The sequence below is a fragment of the Pseudarthrobacter sp. CCNWLW207 genome (assembly GCF_037203945.1).
Classification (GTDB): Bacteria; Actinomycetota; Actinomycetes; order Actinomycetales; family Micrococcaceae; genus Arthrobacter.
Genome location: NZ_JBBCBS010000011.1, coordinates 67,607 through 81,156, shown reverse-complemented (window position 1 = coordinate 81,156; position 13,550 = coordinate 67,607). Strand labels below are relative to the sequence as shown.

Genomic DNA, 13,550 nt, shown 5'->3' with positions numbered 1-13,550 from the left:
GTCATGCCCACGGTCCGCTTTCCCAGCGGACGGGCGTAATTCTGATCGTGGCCCCTGCGCGGTTCTCGCGGCTGCGGACACGCCGGACGGGGATGCTTTGCGGTCCCGTCTCCGGACGGGAAACCGTCTGCCGTTCGGCAAGACTGCGGTCGTAAGCAGCCCGGCGGGCTGGATCACGAAGCACTGCGAAGGCCTGCATGATGCGCAACAGCTCATTTTTGCGGGCCGCGGCATTCCCATCGGCCCCGCCGGGAATGCGCGGGCCGACGTCGACGTCGGGATGAAGACTGCGCATGCGGGCACGGTAGGCGCGGGCGATTTCCTGCTGGCTGGCCGAAGCCTCCACCCGCAGGGCTGCGTAGTGGTCTGGCAGCTCAACCTTGTCCGGCGTGTCCATGGGCGCCGCCTTCTTTCGAACTGCTTGGGCGCGGGCAGGGCGGCCCCATGCCCGCGCCTAAGCCGGATATCCGCCGCTTAAGGATGGACTAGCTTCCGATCTCGTGCATCTGGCCCTTCGTTTCGATCTCGATCTTGCGCGGCTTGGCCTGCTCGGCAACCGGGATCCGCAAGGTCAGGACACCACGGTCGTAACTGGCCTTGATGTTTTCCGTGTCCAGGGTCTCACCCAGTATCAACTGGCGGCTGAACACGCCGCGGGGCCGTTCGGAGGCTACCAACTCCACGTTTGGCTGGGTGGGGTCACGCCGCTCTGCCCGCACTGTCAGGACGTTCCGCTCAACATTCAAATCTACGGAGTCCACATCAACGCCCGGCAGATCGAAGGCGACAACAAACTCGCCGTCTTCCTGCCACGCGTCCATCGGCATCGCCGCCGGCCGGGCCGCGGTTCCAAAGACCTGCTGGGTAAGCCGGTCCAGCTCACGGAACGGGTCCGTACGCATCAACATCATTTCCCACTCCTTCAGCATGCATTTGTTTGGTTTTGGTCTATACCCATCACACCGATCTATGGTGGTGGATATAGATTTTTTATAGCACTCGTGCCAAACTGAAGCAAGGGATTCGTTCAGGATTTTTGAGCAGGGATTTTGGAGCAGACATGACAGAGGCGGCATCCGGCCAAACGCCCCAGTCCGGGGCCGCACGGGCGCTATATGCGATCTCGGTGGCGGCACAGCTGACAGGCACGGGGCAGCAGAATATCCGGCTCTATGAGACGCGGGGGCTACTCACGCCGGTCCGGACGGCCGGCGGCACACGGCAATACAGTGACACAGACATCGCCATCCTCCTGCGCATTGGGGAACTGCTTCAAGAGGGGCTCAACCTCGCCGGCGTGGCGAAGGTCCTTGAGCTGGAGGCAGCCAACGCAAAGCTGCGCAGGGCGCTCCAACGCGCCCGCTCCCGCCCCGACGCCTAGCGCCTCGTGCCGGGTACGCGTCTGCGCATCGCGTCCGCCTGCCGTGCCGGACAGACCGCAGTCAGGGCCTGCGGCCGCCTGCCAGCCGGTAAGACTCCTCCAGCAGTTCGGCAAGCTCCTCGGTACCAATGCGGTCCAGCCTGATCAGCACAAGCTGCGGTGAACGGTCGTGGTGCGGCGTCCAGAAGTAGGTGTCCGGTTCCGTGCCCGCAAGGCCTCGCGCTCGTCGGTCTTGACCGTCAGCACGCCCTCTTCCCAGATGCGTGCCATCAAAGTCTTGGCGAACCAGGCCGGCTGGCCCCAGCTGCTGCGCTCAGAAACGCCGGGCAGTGCCAGGCACATCCTGCGGACGTCCATCGCGGTCGCCATGGCTAGTCACCCGGAGCGTCGGCTTTGGACAGTTCCCCGGTAATCCGTTCGCCGGGGATCCGGGCGGTGCGCCAGGTATCCAGGGCGATCACCGCACCCAGGATGATCAGCGAGAGGGAAAGTGATGCCAGGGCATCACTAAGCCAGTGGTATCCCAAATACAGCCTGCTGAGCGCAGCCAACACAATTCCGACGCCGGCCCCAACAAAACCGAGGACCGCCGCCCTGGTGTTTTCGCGTCGCGAGAATATCAGGAAGGTTCCTACCAGCAGGAAGTCGCAGGCGCCCAGGACGTGGCCGGAGGGGAACGAGAACGTGTGGTCGGCGCCAAACAGCATCAGCTCCACCGGCGGGCGGGACCTCTTGACGATCTGCAAGATGATCTGCGATATCACCACGCCGGTGATCATGCCGCCGGCCAGCAGCATGGGCCGCCAAGCATGCTTGGCCGCAAATCCCCATACGAGGATGACTACCAGGACGATAATCGGCAGGGCTATGGGCCCGAAGACCACCGCCAGGAAGATCATCACAACGGTAAGCAGCTCCGAACGGATGGCGAGCAGCCAGTTCCGTGCATCCTCATCGGCCGAGGCAAGCCCGTCGCCCTGCAGGACGCCCATGAGAGTGGCAACGAAGAGGAGCGCACCGACCGCCGCCAACAGTACGGACCAGCGATAGAGGCTTCTCCGCGCCGCCGGCTCCATGTATCGCTCTTCCACGACGAATTTGTCATGGAACCTGCGCCACCATTGCGGCGCCTTGCTGGATGCCTGCTGCCCTGACTGCTTTGCCACGTGTCTATTTCCGTCCCTGCGCCGTGAAGACTTTCCTCAGGTGAAGATTATCCCCGTTCTTCCGCCGATGGTGGGCGGATCGCGCGGCCGGCTCCCCCTGCACTGGTTCCGCATGGAGCCCCAGCCGCGGGTAGCCTGACGTCATGGGTGCGATGAATGAGCTGATCAACAGGCAAGGCGTGGAGTCGCTGGCTGACATTCTTGCCACGGCAGCACCCGGTACGGTGTGGCCCAACCTCGCCGTCGCCGCCACCACGCTGGACGAGCTCAGCCTGCGCGGACGTACGGACAGCGTCAGCGGGGCGCTGCTGCACGATCTCCAACGCATCCCGGGTTCCGGCTACACGACGGCGGCAGGCATCTTCCGCGGCGCCCTGGAGAACCCCGCTTTCACCGGATGGATCCTCTGGCCGGTCTCCGAAGCCGCTGTCACCCTCGCTCTCGAATCAGGCTCCGTGCCGGACTTCGAGGACTGCCTGGCGCTGCTGGCTGAACTGACGCCCCGGCTGACCGGCGAGTTTGCCATCCGGCGCCTGCTCGCCCACCATCCGGAGGCAGCCCTCGAGGCCATCCTGCAGTGGACGCGGCACCCGGACGAGCACGTCCGCCGCCTGGCGAGTGAAGGGACGCGGGCCTACCTTCCGTGGGCTGTCCGGGTCCCGGCCCTGGTGAAGCTGCCGGAGGCAACCCTGCCCATCCTCAATGCCCTCTACCGCGACCCCTCCGACTACGTGCGGCGGTCGGTGGCAAACCACCTCAATGACCTCGCCCGCCATGCGCCGGAGATTGTGGTTGCGACGGCGGCCCGCTGGCTAGCCGCGCCGGACACCAATACAGCGTGGGTGGTCAGGCACGGCCTCCGGACACTGGTCAAGAAGGGGCACCCAGGTGCGCTGGCGCTGCAGGGGTTCGCCCCGGCGTCGGTAGCTGTCACAGAACTTCGGCTCGACCGGCAGGTGGTGGCCATGCCCGAGGACCTGGGATTCGAGTTCAGGGTCTCAAATATGGGCACCGACGGCGCGCGGCTGGCAGTGGATTATGCCATCCACTACCGGAAGGCCAACGGCAGCCAGTCCGTGAAGGTCTTTAAGCTCACGGCCCTGACGCTCGCTGCGGGTGAGTCCAGGATCCTCACCAAGCGCCACGCCTTCAGGCCGATGACCACTCGCGTCCACCACCCCGGGATGCATGTCCTGGAACTCCAGATCAACGGCGTCCGCCACGGCCGTGCGGAGTTTCAAGTGGACACAAGTCCGATTGAAACGGCCCTATAAAAAGTGATTTGACTCACATGTAACTCTCCAGTAACCTGTCTGTTAGCGCTAACACGAACACGGTCGAACCTTATTTTGGCACACAACTGATCCCCGTCCCCGGCCGGTTCACAGCTCTTAGATGTCAAAGGCCCTGGCCTTGGCATCCAGCCAGTACCGCTTCACCGGCAAGCGCAGACGCTTGCCGCCCCAGCACCACTTCGCGGACAAGCTTCCGCGGAAGGAGAAATCGTGAGAATAAGGAAATTCCTGGGCGCCGTAGCCGTCGTCCTCGCCGTCACTGTGGGTGCCACAGGGTGCGGAAGCCGGGGTGGCACATCCACCCCGGACGCCACTGCGAATCCCAGTGAATCCCTAGTGGGTATCTCCATGCCCACCCAGACATCCGAGCGTTGGATCGCCGACGGCGGAAACGTGGAAAAGTCCCTGAAGGACCTTGGTTACAAGACTGACCTCCAGTTCGCCAACGATGACATTCCCACGCAGGTTTCCCAGATCGAGAACATGCTGACCAAGGGTGCCAAAGCACTCATCATCGCGGCCATCGATGGTACAACCCTGACCGATGTCCTCGCGAAGGCGAAGGAACAGAACGTCAAGGTCATCGCTTACGACCGGCTCATCAACGGCACCCCCAACGTTGATTTCTACACCACGTTCGATAACTACACGGTAGGCGTGCAGCAGGCAACGTCACTGCTGACCGGCCTGGGCCTGGTTGACGCGAGCGGCAAGAAGGTGGAGGGCAAGGGCCCGTTCAACGTTGAGCTTTTCGCCGGCAGTCCGGATGACAACAACGCCAACTTCTTCTGGACCGGCGCCATGGACACCCTGAAGCCGTACATGGATGCCGGAACCCTCAAGGTTCCCAGCGGCCAGACCAAGTTCGAGCAGGCAGCCATCCTGCGTTGGCAGGCCCCCGTTGCCCAGAAGCGGATGGAGGACATCCTCACTGCCGCCTACAGCTCCGGAACGAAGCTTGACGGCGTGCTCTCCCCCTACGACGGGCTCTCCATCGGCATCATCTCCGCACTGACCAGCACCGGTGGCTACGCCAAGGGCGATCTGCCGGTTGTCACCGGCCAGGACGCTGAGAAGGGCTCCGTGAAGTCCATCATCGCCGGTGAGCAGTACTCCACCATCTTCAAGGACACCCGCCAGCTGGGTTCCCAGGCAGTGAAGATGGTCGATGCCCTGCTGAAGGGCCAAGAGCCCGAGGTCAACGACACCAAGACCTACAACAACAAGGTCAAGGTGGTTCCGGCCTACCTGCTCAAATCCGTGATCATTACTGCGGACAACTACAAGAAGGAACTCATCGACTCCGGCTACTACACAGACGCCGACGTCAAGTAACTTTCTTGTGGGGTTGCGGCCGGCCACAAGGCCGCGCCGCAACCCCTTCCACGTAGGCCCCTGCAGCCGCAGGCTTGCCCAGTTTCAACCAGTCAGTGGGAATTGACGATGAACACACCCATTCTTCAAATGCGAGGAATCACCAAGACTTTTCCGGGCGTCAAAGCCCTCCAGGATGTCACTTTGGACGTGAACCGGGGCGAGGTCCACGCCATCTGCGGCGAGAACGGGGCGGGCAAGTCCACGCTCATGAAAGTCCTGTCCGGCGTCTACCCGCACAACTCCTTCGACGGGGAAATCCTCTTCGAAAACGAGCCCTGCAACTTCTCCAGCATCAACGACAGCGAGAAGCGCGGGATTGTCATCATCCACCAGGAGCTCGCCCTGAGCCCGTATCTTTCGATCGCCGAAAACATCTACCTCGGAAACGAGCAGGCCAAGAACGGCTGGGTGGACTGGCGCAAAACAAACCTGGAGGCCGCAAAACTGCTGGCCCGGGTGGGCCTGAGCGAAAATCCCATCACTCCGGTCCAACACATCAGCGTGGGCAAGCAGCAACTGGTGGAAATCGCCAAAGCGCTGTCGAAGGAAGTCAAGCTCCTCATCCTCGACGAACCCACAGCAGCGCTCAACGACGAGGACTCCGGCCACCTCCTGGACCTGATCCTGCACCTAAAGGGCCAGGGAATCACCAGCATCATCATCAGCCACAAACTGAACGAAATCCGCAAGGTCGCTGACGCCGTCACCATCATCCGCGACGGCAAAACCATTGAGACCCTGCGGCTCGATGAAGGCCAGATCACACAGGAACGGATCATCCGCGGCATGGTGGGCCGGGACCTGGAAAGCCTCTACCCGGACAGGGAACCCAAGATCGGCGAGGAAGTCCTGCGGATCGAGGACTGGTCCGTCCGGCATCCCCAGGACCACACACGCATGGTGGTGCACAACGCCAGCCTGAACGTCCGCCAGGGCGAAGTGGTGGGCCTTGCCGGCCTGATGGGAGCCGGCCGGACCGAGCTGGCCATGAGCGTCTTCGGGCGCACCTACGGCACGGCGATGTCCGGGAAGGTGTACAAGCGCGGCAAGGAAATCAACACGTCCACGGTGTCCCAGGCGATCGGACACGGCATCGCGTATGCCACAGAAGACCGGAAGCACTACGGCCTGAACCTCATCGAGGATATCCAGCGGAATATCTCCATGGCTGCGCTCCGCAAGCTGGTCAAGGGCGGCTGGGTGGACAAAAACCGGGAGACTGTGGTGGCGAACGGCTACCGCAAGAGCATGAACATCAAGGCGCCGTCAGTTGCCGCCATCACCGGCAAGCTGTCCGGCGGCAACCAGCAAAAGGTGGTGCTGAGCAAATGGATGTTCTCGGACCCGGACGTGCTGATCCTCGATGAACCCACCCGTGGGATCGACGTCGGCGCCAAGTTCGAAATCTATACGATCATTGCCAACCTCGCGGCGGAGGGAAAGGCGGTCATCGTCATCTCCTCAGAGTTGCCCGAACTCCTCGGCATCTGCGACCGGATCTATACCCTGTCCGCGGGCCACGTCACCGGCGAGGTGCCCATCGCCGAAGCATCCCAGGAAAAACTCATGCACTACATGACCAAAGAGAAGGAATAGGACCATGTCCGCCCTACGAGAATCCCTCGGCTTCCTGACAAGCCGCCTCCGGCAGGTTGGCATCTTCGTTGCCCTGATCCTGATCGTCCTGCTGTTCCAGGTATTGACCAACGGCATCCTCCTGGAGCCCCAGAACGTTACCAACCTGGTGGTCCAGAACAGCTACATCCTCATCCTTGCCATCGGCATGGTGATGGTGATTATCGCCGGCCACATCGACCTCTCGGTGGGATCAATCGCCGGCTTTATCGGTGCCGTCGCCGGCGTCATGATGGTCCATTGGGGGTGGGCCTGGTGGCTGGCTATCCCCGCCTGCCTCCTGGTGGGAGCGCTTGTCGGCGCCTGGCAGGGATACTGGATCGCCTATGTGGGCATTCCCGCGTTCATCGTCACGCTGGCAGGCATGCTGATCTTCCGCGGCCTGACCCTGATCACGCTGAAGAACCAGCAGATCACCCCGTTCCCGGCCGAACTCCGTGCCCTGGGCGGAGGATTCCTCCCGGACATCTCCGGGGGAACATCCGTGCTGGAATGGCTGACTGTCATCCTGGGTGTGGGAGCCACTGTTGCGCTGCTCATCCAGGCACTCAAGGAGCGCCGTATCCGCAAGAAGTTCGACCTCGAAAACGAACCCATGGCCTGGTTCGCCACCAAGACCACGTTCGTGGCCCTGCTCATGCTGATCATCACGTTCCTCCTCGCGAGCTACCGTGGCACCCCGATCGTCCTGATCGTGCTGGCCGTCCTGGTGATCGTTTACACGGCGCTCATGAACAACAGCGTCTTTGGCCGCCACACCTACGCGATCGGCGGCAACCTGCATGCTGCGGAGCTGTCCGGTGTCAAGACCAAGGCCGTCACCTTCCGGCTCTTCGTTAACATGGGCGTCTTGGCGGCCCTGGCAGGGCTGGTGTTCACGGCGAGGCTCAACTCGGCACAGCCAGCCGGCGGCACCGGCTTCGAACTCGACTCCATCGCTGCTGCATTCATCGGCGGCGCCGCTGTCCAGGGCGGCATCGGCACGGTGGCCGGCGCCATGATCGGTGGCCTGATCATGGGCGTGCTGAACAACGGCATGTCCATCCTGGGCCTTGGCACTGACTACCAGCAACTCATCAAGGGCCTGGTCCTCCTACTGGCTGTCGGCTTCGACATCTTCAACAAGAACCGCAGCGGTGGCGGGGGCAGCACCATCGGGAAGCGCTTCAAGCTCAGGACTTCCCCGCCGGCGACGTCGGAATCCCAGGCACCCGCGGGAACGAAGGACCAGGCAAAGGATCGCCCCGTCCCCGTTTCCGCAGCGAAGCCTAAATAACCAGGAAACCTACCCCAACACTTCACAAGGAGCCGCTTTGTCTACCCCCATGGACCGCATTGAGATAGATGTCGCCAGCCGGCATCTTCTGGACGAAGAACTTGAGGCTGCCGTCAGGCGCCTTCAGGAAGCCGCCCTCCTGACAGGCACGCACGGCATCCTGGTGACCCGGGTCGCCCCTGGCCGCTACACCGCAGCACTGTCAGACCAGGTTCCTTTCGGAATGACCCGCGAACTGATTTCCTGAGGGCTGCCGGGACTGTGGACGAAGCAACCGAAGACTGGCATCAGCTCGTGGGCAGCTGGGTGGAACTGCGCTCTGGGGGGCGCGTGGTCCGTACCGGCGAAGTTGAGGCCGTTGCAGCCGACTCGTCTGTCATGTGGCTGAAGTTCAACGGCAACCACGGCCGGCAGATGGTGGCAAAGACGGACGGCTACGAGGTCCTGCCGATTCGTTAAGGTGCTTCGGAGTGCCCGGGAGATCAACGAAGGGAGGCCGACGGCGGCACGCGCGTGCCGCCGTCGGTCTCCCTTCTTTGTGTTGGAAAACCAGTCAGAAGGAACCTGTGGTGAACTGCCAGGTTTTGGTGCCCAACTGGTTCCCGGCAAGGTCGCGGATGGCTGCTTCCCCGCCGGAGACTGTCACCGTGTATTTGGTCTTGGCGGCGAGGGCCGCTTGCGGATCAAGGATCCACTGGTTGGTGCTGCCGTTGCGGAAGACCGTAGCGGCAACGACCGCGCCGGTAGTGGCATTCTTCACCGTGAAGGTGGACGTGGTGACGCCTTGAACGGCTTCGCTGAACGTCACGGAAACGTTGTTGGAGCGCCGGACCAGGATGGCGTTGCTGCCGGGGGTGAATCCGGTAACGGTGGGCGCCGGCCCGGTGGTGAAAGTCCAGCCGGTGGTGGCCAGCGGGGTGCCGGCGGCGTCACGGATGGCGGTGGTTCCGCCCACCAGCGTCGCCGTGAACTTTGAGTCTGCCGCCAGGTTCGACACCGGGTCAAGGGTGGCAGTCATCGTCGTGGCGTTGTAGGTGATCGTGGCTGGGATAAGGGAACCCGCGGCGTTCTTGAGGATGAAAGTTCCGCTGCCCACGCCCTGGACAGCGCCGCTGAAGGTGGCAGTGACATTGCTGCCCGGAGCCACCGCCGTCGAACTTGCAGCGGGTGATTTGGCCGTGACTGTTGGGGCAGGAGCCGCCGGGGTAGTAACCACGGGGGCCGGCGCAGGTGAGGGGGTCGGAGCGGGCGCTGTGCCGGCTGAGTACAGCAGGCGGTTTGGCGTGCCGGCGCCGGTCCCGATCACGACGCCGGCAGTCGAGTTGGAGGCCAGCGTCGCCGCAACCTGCGCCGGAGTGAGTGCCGGATTCTGGGCGAGCAGTACCGCCCCCGCTCCCGCAGCGTGGGGCGCTGCCATGGAAGTGCCGGACATCGAGGCGGATGCGTTGGTGGAGGTGTAGGACGCTGAGGTGATGCCCACCCCGGGCGCGTAGAGATCGACGCAGGATCCGTAGTTCGAGAAGCTGGCTTGCCGGTCGGCGGAATCGCTGGCGGCGATGGTGACGGCGGCGGGGACACGGGCGGGTGAAGTGCCGCAGGCATCAACGGCGGAGTTACCGGCGGCCACGAAGGCGGCAACGCCGTCGTTAATGACGCTTTGGAGCGCCGCGTCCACGGCCGAGCTGGCGGCACCGCCGAGGCTCATGTTGACCACGGCCGGCGTGCCGGCAGTGTGGTTGCCTGCAATCCAGTCCAGGCCGGCAACCACATCGGAGTTGTACCCGGAACCGTTGCAATCCAGGACCCTGACGGGGACCACAGTCGCGGACTTTGCCACACCGTAAGTGGTCCCTGCCACTGTTCCGGCCACGTGCGTTCCGTGGCCGTTGCAGTCCGTGGAGCCGCGGCCGTCGGCCACGGCCGTCCAGCCCGCCGTGATGCGGCCAGCGAACTCGTTATGCGATGCGAGCACGCCGGTGTCCACCACATAGGCGCTGACCCCGGCGCCCGCCGAGGTCCAGTTGTAGGAGCCCGACAGGGGCAGGGCCCGCTGGTCCACCCGGTCCAGCCCCCAGGGCGCAGGCTGCTGCGTTTCGGAAAGGGTGACCGGAGCGTCCGCCTCCACCGAAACGACGCGCCCTGAGCGGGACAGTGCCTCGACCTGACCGGGGGTTGCTGTCACGACGGCGCCGCGCACCGCGTGCGAAAACGTTCGGCCCACCCCGAGGCCCTGGGAACGGATGGCCGCAGTCTCGGCGGCGACGTCGGCGTCTGCGGCGTAGCGGACGATGTAGCGGACGCTGGCCTCGTGGGCGGCGGGTGCAACGGCTGCGGCGGGAAGGCCGGGGACGGTCAGTGCGACGGCGGAAACAAGCATCGCTGTGGCGGCGGGCCGGAGCAGGCGTGAAAGTGGAATTTTGGGGTCCTTGCGGGGCGCTGGGGCTTGGTATTGGCGGGCGGGGAAGCCCCGCCCACCACCAGAATAGGAGCCCGCGGCATGCCGTTGCCCGGAACTTCGCCGATCCTGCGCCAAGCCTTAATCAGCTGCGCAAACCTGTGGTTTGTCCTGAGGAAAACGCCCCTCGCGCCGGCCAATCCCCAGGGCCGGGTCCCGCCGGTTTCAGTCTTCCGTGGGCGTGGTCCTGCTGGGGTGGTAGGTCCGCCAGCTGTGCTCGGGTTCGAAGCCCAGCAGCCTCCTGGCTTTGCCAATGCCGAGCAGGGTCTCGTGTTCACCCAGTTCCCTGGTCACCGCGACATTCGGGAACACCTCCGCGGCGAGGCTGGCGCTGGAACGGTTCATCACGGTGTCAGCGTTCGCGATGATGAAGGCCTCAAAGCCAGGCGTGCCGTTCTCCAGCGCCCGCGCCACGGCCTGGGCGCCATCACGGCCATCGATGTAGCCCCACAGGTTCCACTTGCGGAGCATGGCGTCGGAATCGAACGACGGGAAGCGTTCGTAGTCCTCGGCATCCATCACGTTGGAGAACCGCAAAGCCACAATGCTCAATTCAGGGTCCCAGCGCGTCAGTTCGATGGCCATCTGCTCTTCGAGATGCTTCACCAACGAATATGTGCTCTCCGGGCGGGCGGGGTATTCCTCGTCCACGGGGATGTAGGGCGGGTCGACGTCGAACGGCAGCCCCAACACCGTTTCACTGGAGGCATACACCACCTTCTTGATGCCCGCCCGGCGGGCCGCCTGGAAGACGTTGTAGGTGGAGAGCATGTTGTTCTCGAACGTCGCAGCGTCCGGCAGGATGCCCGGCGCGGGGATGGCACCGAGATGGACGACGGCGTCAAAACCGGTGTGCCTGTCATCCAGTCCCAGCAGCACATCCAGGACCTGGCCATAGTCACGCAGGTCCACAATGGCCAGCCCCGGGCTCCGGTCCCCGGCACGGTCCAGGTTCAGCACCTGGTGCCCGTCCGCTGTGAGCCTGCGGACAACATGCCGCCCCAACTTCCCGCTACCGCCGGTCACTGCAATTCTCATGGGGATCTTCCTATCCTAGGTCGCGAGGAATTTCTCGACGGCGGCGATGGCCGCTTCGGTGATTTCGTCCGGGCTTCCGCTGCCGTCAACGGAGACAACCAGCCCCCGGCCTGCGTAAACGGACACTACCTCATGCGTTTCGCGATGGTACAGATCCAGCCTTCGGCGGAACACATCCACCGTGTCGTCCTTGCGGCCCTGGTCCTGGGCGCGCTTGAGCATCCGCTGTTCCAGTTCGGAGTCGGGCGCCCGGAGTTCGATGACTGCGTCCACGCGCTGGTCCCGGGCCGCCAGCATGTTGTCCAGCTCCGTGACCTGCGGCGCCGTCCGGGGGTAGCCGTCCAGCAGGAAACCATCCTGCACGTCGGCTGCCAGCAAGCGGTCCTTGACCAGGGCGTTGGTCAGGTGGTCGGGAACAAAGAGTCCGTCGTCCAGGTATTTGGAGGCTTCCTTGCCCAGCGGTGTTTCCCGGCTGGCATTGTCACGGAAGATCTCGCCGGTTGAGACGGCAGGGATCTTGAAATGCCGCGCGATGTGCACGGCCTGGGTGCCTTTGCCGGAGCCGGGCGGACCGATGATGAGCAGTCTGGTCATGTTCTACGTCCCTCCGCGGCGCCATCGCCGCTGGTTTCGGGTCCGTCGCCGGCAACGCCAACGCGTGCTTCATTCTGCCCATAAGAGGCAACACAATGCCAGCCTCCGGTAGGCGATCCGGGGCCTGGCTTTGCGTTGAGGGGAGCCTAGCACCAGGCCGGAAGACAACCCGCAACGTTTGAGGTGACACCGGCGGCCGCTGCTTGGACTACAGGCCGAGTACTCAGTATTACTCGCAAACCGCAGGATTATTTCAGCGGACGCCCCAGGTCCGTGGGACCTCACAAATTCCTTGTAACTTCAAGCCAACAAGCCTGAGCCTGGCTTGCGGGGTCACATTCGGGCACATACCCAAGGACTGCCTACCAGGGCGGTGCGCAGGCCCAATGTGACGTTTTCAGGGGCCGGAGCGTGTATATACTTCTGGATATCGGTTTAGCAGCAGGCCGTTGGAAAGTTCGTCGATCCAGCGACCCTTACCGCCAGGTCCCCTTGAGGGTTGGCGGAACGTTGCCGGCTCGTTTTGACCTGAGCGAATGGCACCAAGAATCGTGGCCAGCGAGTCAACAGCAAAATCCGATACATCCATCACCGAGCACCTCCATGAACTCGTCCTCAACAGCTCCGATGTTGAGGACTTCCTCAACGAGCTCGCCCGCGTGTCCGTACGCGGCCTCTCGGACCTTGACGACGAGGTCTTCTGCACCATCACCCTGCTGCGCGAGCGCAAGACTGCCACGGTTGCCAGCAGCGGGCCGGAGGCCCAGGCCATCGGCCAGATCGAGTACCAGTTCAGCGACAGCCCTGGCATGGCCGCGTCCCTTGAGCAGGCAACCATACACATTCCTGATGTGACCGAGGATGACCGCTGGCCGGATTACGCCGCAGCTGTCCTGGGCCAGGGGGTCCGCTCCGTGCTCTCCTTGCCGTTCGAACTGGAGGGTGAAACGAAAGCCGCCCTGCAGCTGTATTCACGGCGGCCCCACCGGTTCGACGGCCGTGTCCTTGAATTCGCGGCGAACTTCGTCAGCCAGACGTCCCTTGCCCTCCGGCTCGCCGTGCGGTTCGCCCACTACAGCGAGACGGCAAAGAACCTGAGGGCAACGCTGGAATCCCGCACTGTCATCGACATGGCCGTGGGAATCATCATGGCGCAGAACCGCTGCAGCCAGCTGGACGCCTTCGAAATCCTGAAGACTGCCTCCAGCACCCGCAATTCCAAGCTTCACGATGTGGCGGCGGCCGTGGTCAACTCCTTGGGGCAGGGACCGGCGCGCACCCACTACGACGGGTAACCCACCAACGGCGGCAGGCCGACGTCGGGCGTTCCGGC

Annotated in this window: 15 protein-coding genes; 8 read left to right on the top strand and 7 right to left on the bottom strand. The window is 63.6% G+C overall.

Going from position 1 to position 13,550, the window contains the following annotated elements; all coding sequences use genetic code 11:
- Position 1: 1 nt before the first annotated feature.
- Complete coding sequence (locus V9L17_RS17490) at positions 2–397, bottom strand: J domain-containing protein (protein WP_337348848.1); 396 nt, start codon at positions 395–397, stop codon at positions 2–4.
- Between the two features lie 88 nt (positions 398–485).
- Positions 486–908, bottom strand: coding sequence for an Hsp20/alpha crystallin family protein (locus V9L17_RS17485; protein WP_337348883.1), 423 nt, complete (start codon positions 906–908; stop codon positions 486–488).
- A 152-nt stretch (positions 909–1,060) separates the two neighbouring features.
- Between V9L17_RS17485 and V9L17_RS17480 the strand changes: the two genes are divergently transcribed.
- Positions 1,061–1,381 carry a MerR family transcriptional regulator gene (locus V9L17_RS17480; RefSeq protein WP_337348847.1) on the top strand — a complete coding sequence of 107 codons (321 nt, stop codon included), beginning with the start codon at positions 1,061–1,063 and terminating at the stop codon, positions 1,379–1,381.
- A 144-nt stretch (positions 1,382–1,525) separates the two neighbouring features.
- Here the strand turns inward: V9L17_RS17480 and V9L17_RS17475 are convergent, their stop codons facing one another.
- Positions 1,526–1,750 (bottom strand): MmcQ/YjbR family DNA-binding protein, encoded by a 225-nt coding sequence (locus V9L17_RS17475; protein ID WP_337352292.1) that lies wholly within the window; start codon positions 1,748–1,750, stop codon positions 1,526–1,528.
- A 2-nt stretch (positions 1,751–1,752) separates the two neighbouring features.
- A complete protein-coding gene (locus V9L17_RS17470) occupies positions 1,753–2,457 on the bottom strand; it encodes a phosphatase PAP2 family protein (RefSeq protein ID WP_443197979.1) in 705 nt (234 codons plus the stop codon).
- A 233-nt stretch (positions 2,458–2,690) separates the two neighbouring features.
- On the opposite strand from V9L17_RS17470, the gene V9L17_RS17465 reads away from it, so the two are divergent.
- The 6 genes from V9L17_RS17465 (at position 2,691) to V9L17_RS17440 (ending at position 8,589) form a co-directional block, all read left to right on the top strand.
- On the top strand, positions 2,691–3,821 hold the full coding sequence (locus tag V9L17_RS17465; protein WP_337348844.1) for a DNA alkylation repair protein: 1,131 nt from the start codon (positions 2,691–2,693) through the stop codon (positions 3,819–3,821).
- A gap of 231 nt (positions 3,822–4,052) precedes the next feature.
- On the top strand, positions 4,053–5,177 hold the full coding sequence (gene chvE / locus V9L17_RS17460) for a multiple monosaccharide ABC transporter substrate-binding protein (RefSeq protein WP_337348843.1): 1,125 nt from the start codon (positions 4,053–4,055) through the stop codon (positions 5,175–5,177).
- A 108-nt stretch (positions 5,178–5,285) separates the two neighbouring features.
- A complete protein-coding gene (gene mmsA / locus V9L17_RS17455) occupies positions 5,286–6,815 on the top strand; it encodes a multiple monosaccharide ABC transporter ATP-binding protein (RefSeq protein ID WP_337348842.1) in 1,530 nt (509 codons plus the stop codon).
- A 4-nt stretch (positions 6,816–6,819) separates the two neighbouring features.
- Entirely contained in the window at positions 6,820–8,130 is a 1,311-nt protein-coding gene (gene mmsB / locus V9L17_RS17450; protein WP_337348841.1) for a multiple monosaccharide ABC transporter permease, read from the top strand.
- Between the two features lie 37 nt (positions 8,131–8,167).
- Entirely contained in the window at positions 8,168–8,377 is a 210-nt protein-coding gene (locus tag V9L17_RS17445) for a hypothetical protein (protein ID WP_337348840.1), read from the top strand.
- A gap of 14 nt (positions 8,378–8,391) precedes the next feature.
- Positions 8,392–8,589, top strand: coding sequence for a hypothetical protein (locus V9L17_RS17440; RefSeq protein WP_337348839.1), 198 nt, complete (start codon positions 8,392–8,394; stop codon positions 8,587–8,589).
- Between the two features lie 94 nt (positions 8,590–8,683).
- On the opposite strand, the gene V9L17_RS17435 is transcribed toward V9L17_RS17440, so the two are convergent.
- The 3 genes from V9L17_RS17435 to V9L17_RS17425 all read right to left on the bottom strand — a co-directional run bounded on the left by V9L17_RS17435 (position 8,684) and on the right by V9L17_RS17425 (position 12,217).
- On the bottom strand, positions 8,684–10,507 hold the full coding sequence (locus V9L17_RS17435; protein ID WP_337352291.1) for a S8 family serine peptidase: 1,824 nt from the start codon (positions 10,505–10,507) through the stop codon (positions 8,684–8,686).
- Positions 10,508–10,750: 243 nt separating this feature from the next.
- Positions 10,751–11,623: an NAD-dependent epimerase/dehydratase family protein gene (locus V9L17_RS17430; RefSeq protein WP_337352290.1), complete on the bottom strand. Its 873-nt coding sequence runs from the start codon at positions 11,621–11,623 to the stop codon at positions 10,751–10,753.
- Between the two features lie 15 nt (positions 11,624–11,638).
- On the bottom strand, positions 11,639–12,217 hold the full coding sequence (locus V9L17_RS17425) for an adenylate kinase (protein ID WP_337352289.1): 579 nt from the start codon (positions 12,215–12,217) through the stop codon (positions 11,639–11,641).
- A 551-nt stretch (positions 12,218–12,768) separates the two neighbouring features.
- Here V9L17_RS17425 and V9L17_RS17420 point away from each other — a divergent pair.
- A complete protein-coding gene (locus V9L17_RS17420) occupies positions 12,769–13,512 on the top strand; it encodes a GAF and ANTAR domain-containing protein (protein WP_337348882.1) in 744 nt (247 codons plus the stop codon).
- Positions 13,513–13,550: the final 38 nt, after the last annotated feature.

What these genes read in the sequence shown, in the direction of transcription:
- V9L17_RS17470 (WP_443197979.1), bottom strand. Translation starts at nt 2,457, where the DNA reads ATGGAGCCGGCGGCGCGGAGAAGCCTCTATCGCTGGTCCGTACTGTTG.
- mmsB (WP_337348841.1), top strand. Translation starts at nt 6,820, where the DNA reads ATGTCCGCCCTACGAGAATCCCTCGGCTTCCTGACAAGCCGCCTCCGG.
- V9L17_RS17485 (WP_337348883.1), bottom strand. Translation starts at nt 908, where the DNA reads ATGTTGATGCGTACGGACCCGTTCCGTGAGCTGGACCGGCTTACCCAG.
- mmsA (WP_337348842.1), top strand. Translation starts at nt 5,286, where the DNA reads ATGAACACACCCATTCTTCAAATGCGAGGAATCACCAAGACTTTTCCG.
- V9L17_RS17465 (WP_337348844.1), top strand. Translation starts at nt 2,691, where the DNA reads ATGGGTGCGATGAATGAGCTGATCAACAGGCAAGGCGTGGAGTCGCTG.
- V9L17_RS17430 (WP_337352290.1), bottom strand. Translation starts at nt 11,623, where the DNA reads ATGAGAATTGCAGTGACCGGCGGTAGCGGGAAGTTGGGGCGGCATGTT.
- V9L17_RS17490 (WP_337348848.1), bottom strand. Translation starts at nt 397, where the DNA reads ATGGACACGCCGGACAAGGTTGAGCTGCCAGACCACTACGCAGCCCTG.
- V9L17_RS17425 (WP_337352289.1), bottom strand. Translation starts at nt 12,217, where the DNA reads ATGACCAGACTGCTCATCATCGGTCCGCCCGGCTCCGGCAAAGGCACC.
- V9L17_RS17480 (WP_337348847.1), top strand. Translation starts at nt 1,061, where the DNA reads ATGACAGAGGCGGCATCCGGCCAAACGCCCCAGTCCGGGGCCGCACGG.
- V9L17_RS17475 (WP_337352292.1), bottom strand. Translation starts at nt 1,750, where the DNA reads ATGGCGACCGCGATGGACGTCCGCAGGATGTGCCTGGCACTGCCCGGC.
- V9L17_RS17435 (WP_337352291.1), bottom strand. Translation starts at nt 10,507, where the DNA reads ATGCTTGTTTCCGCCGTCGCACTGACCGTCCCCGGCCTTCCCGCCGCA.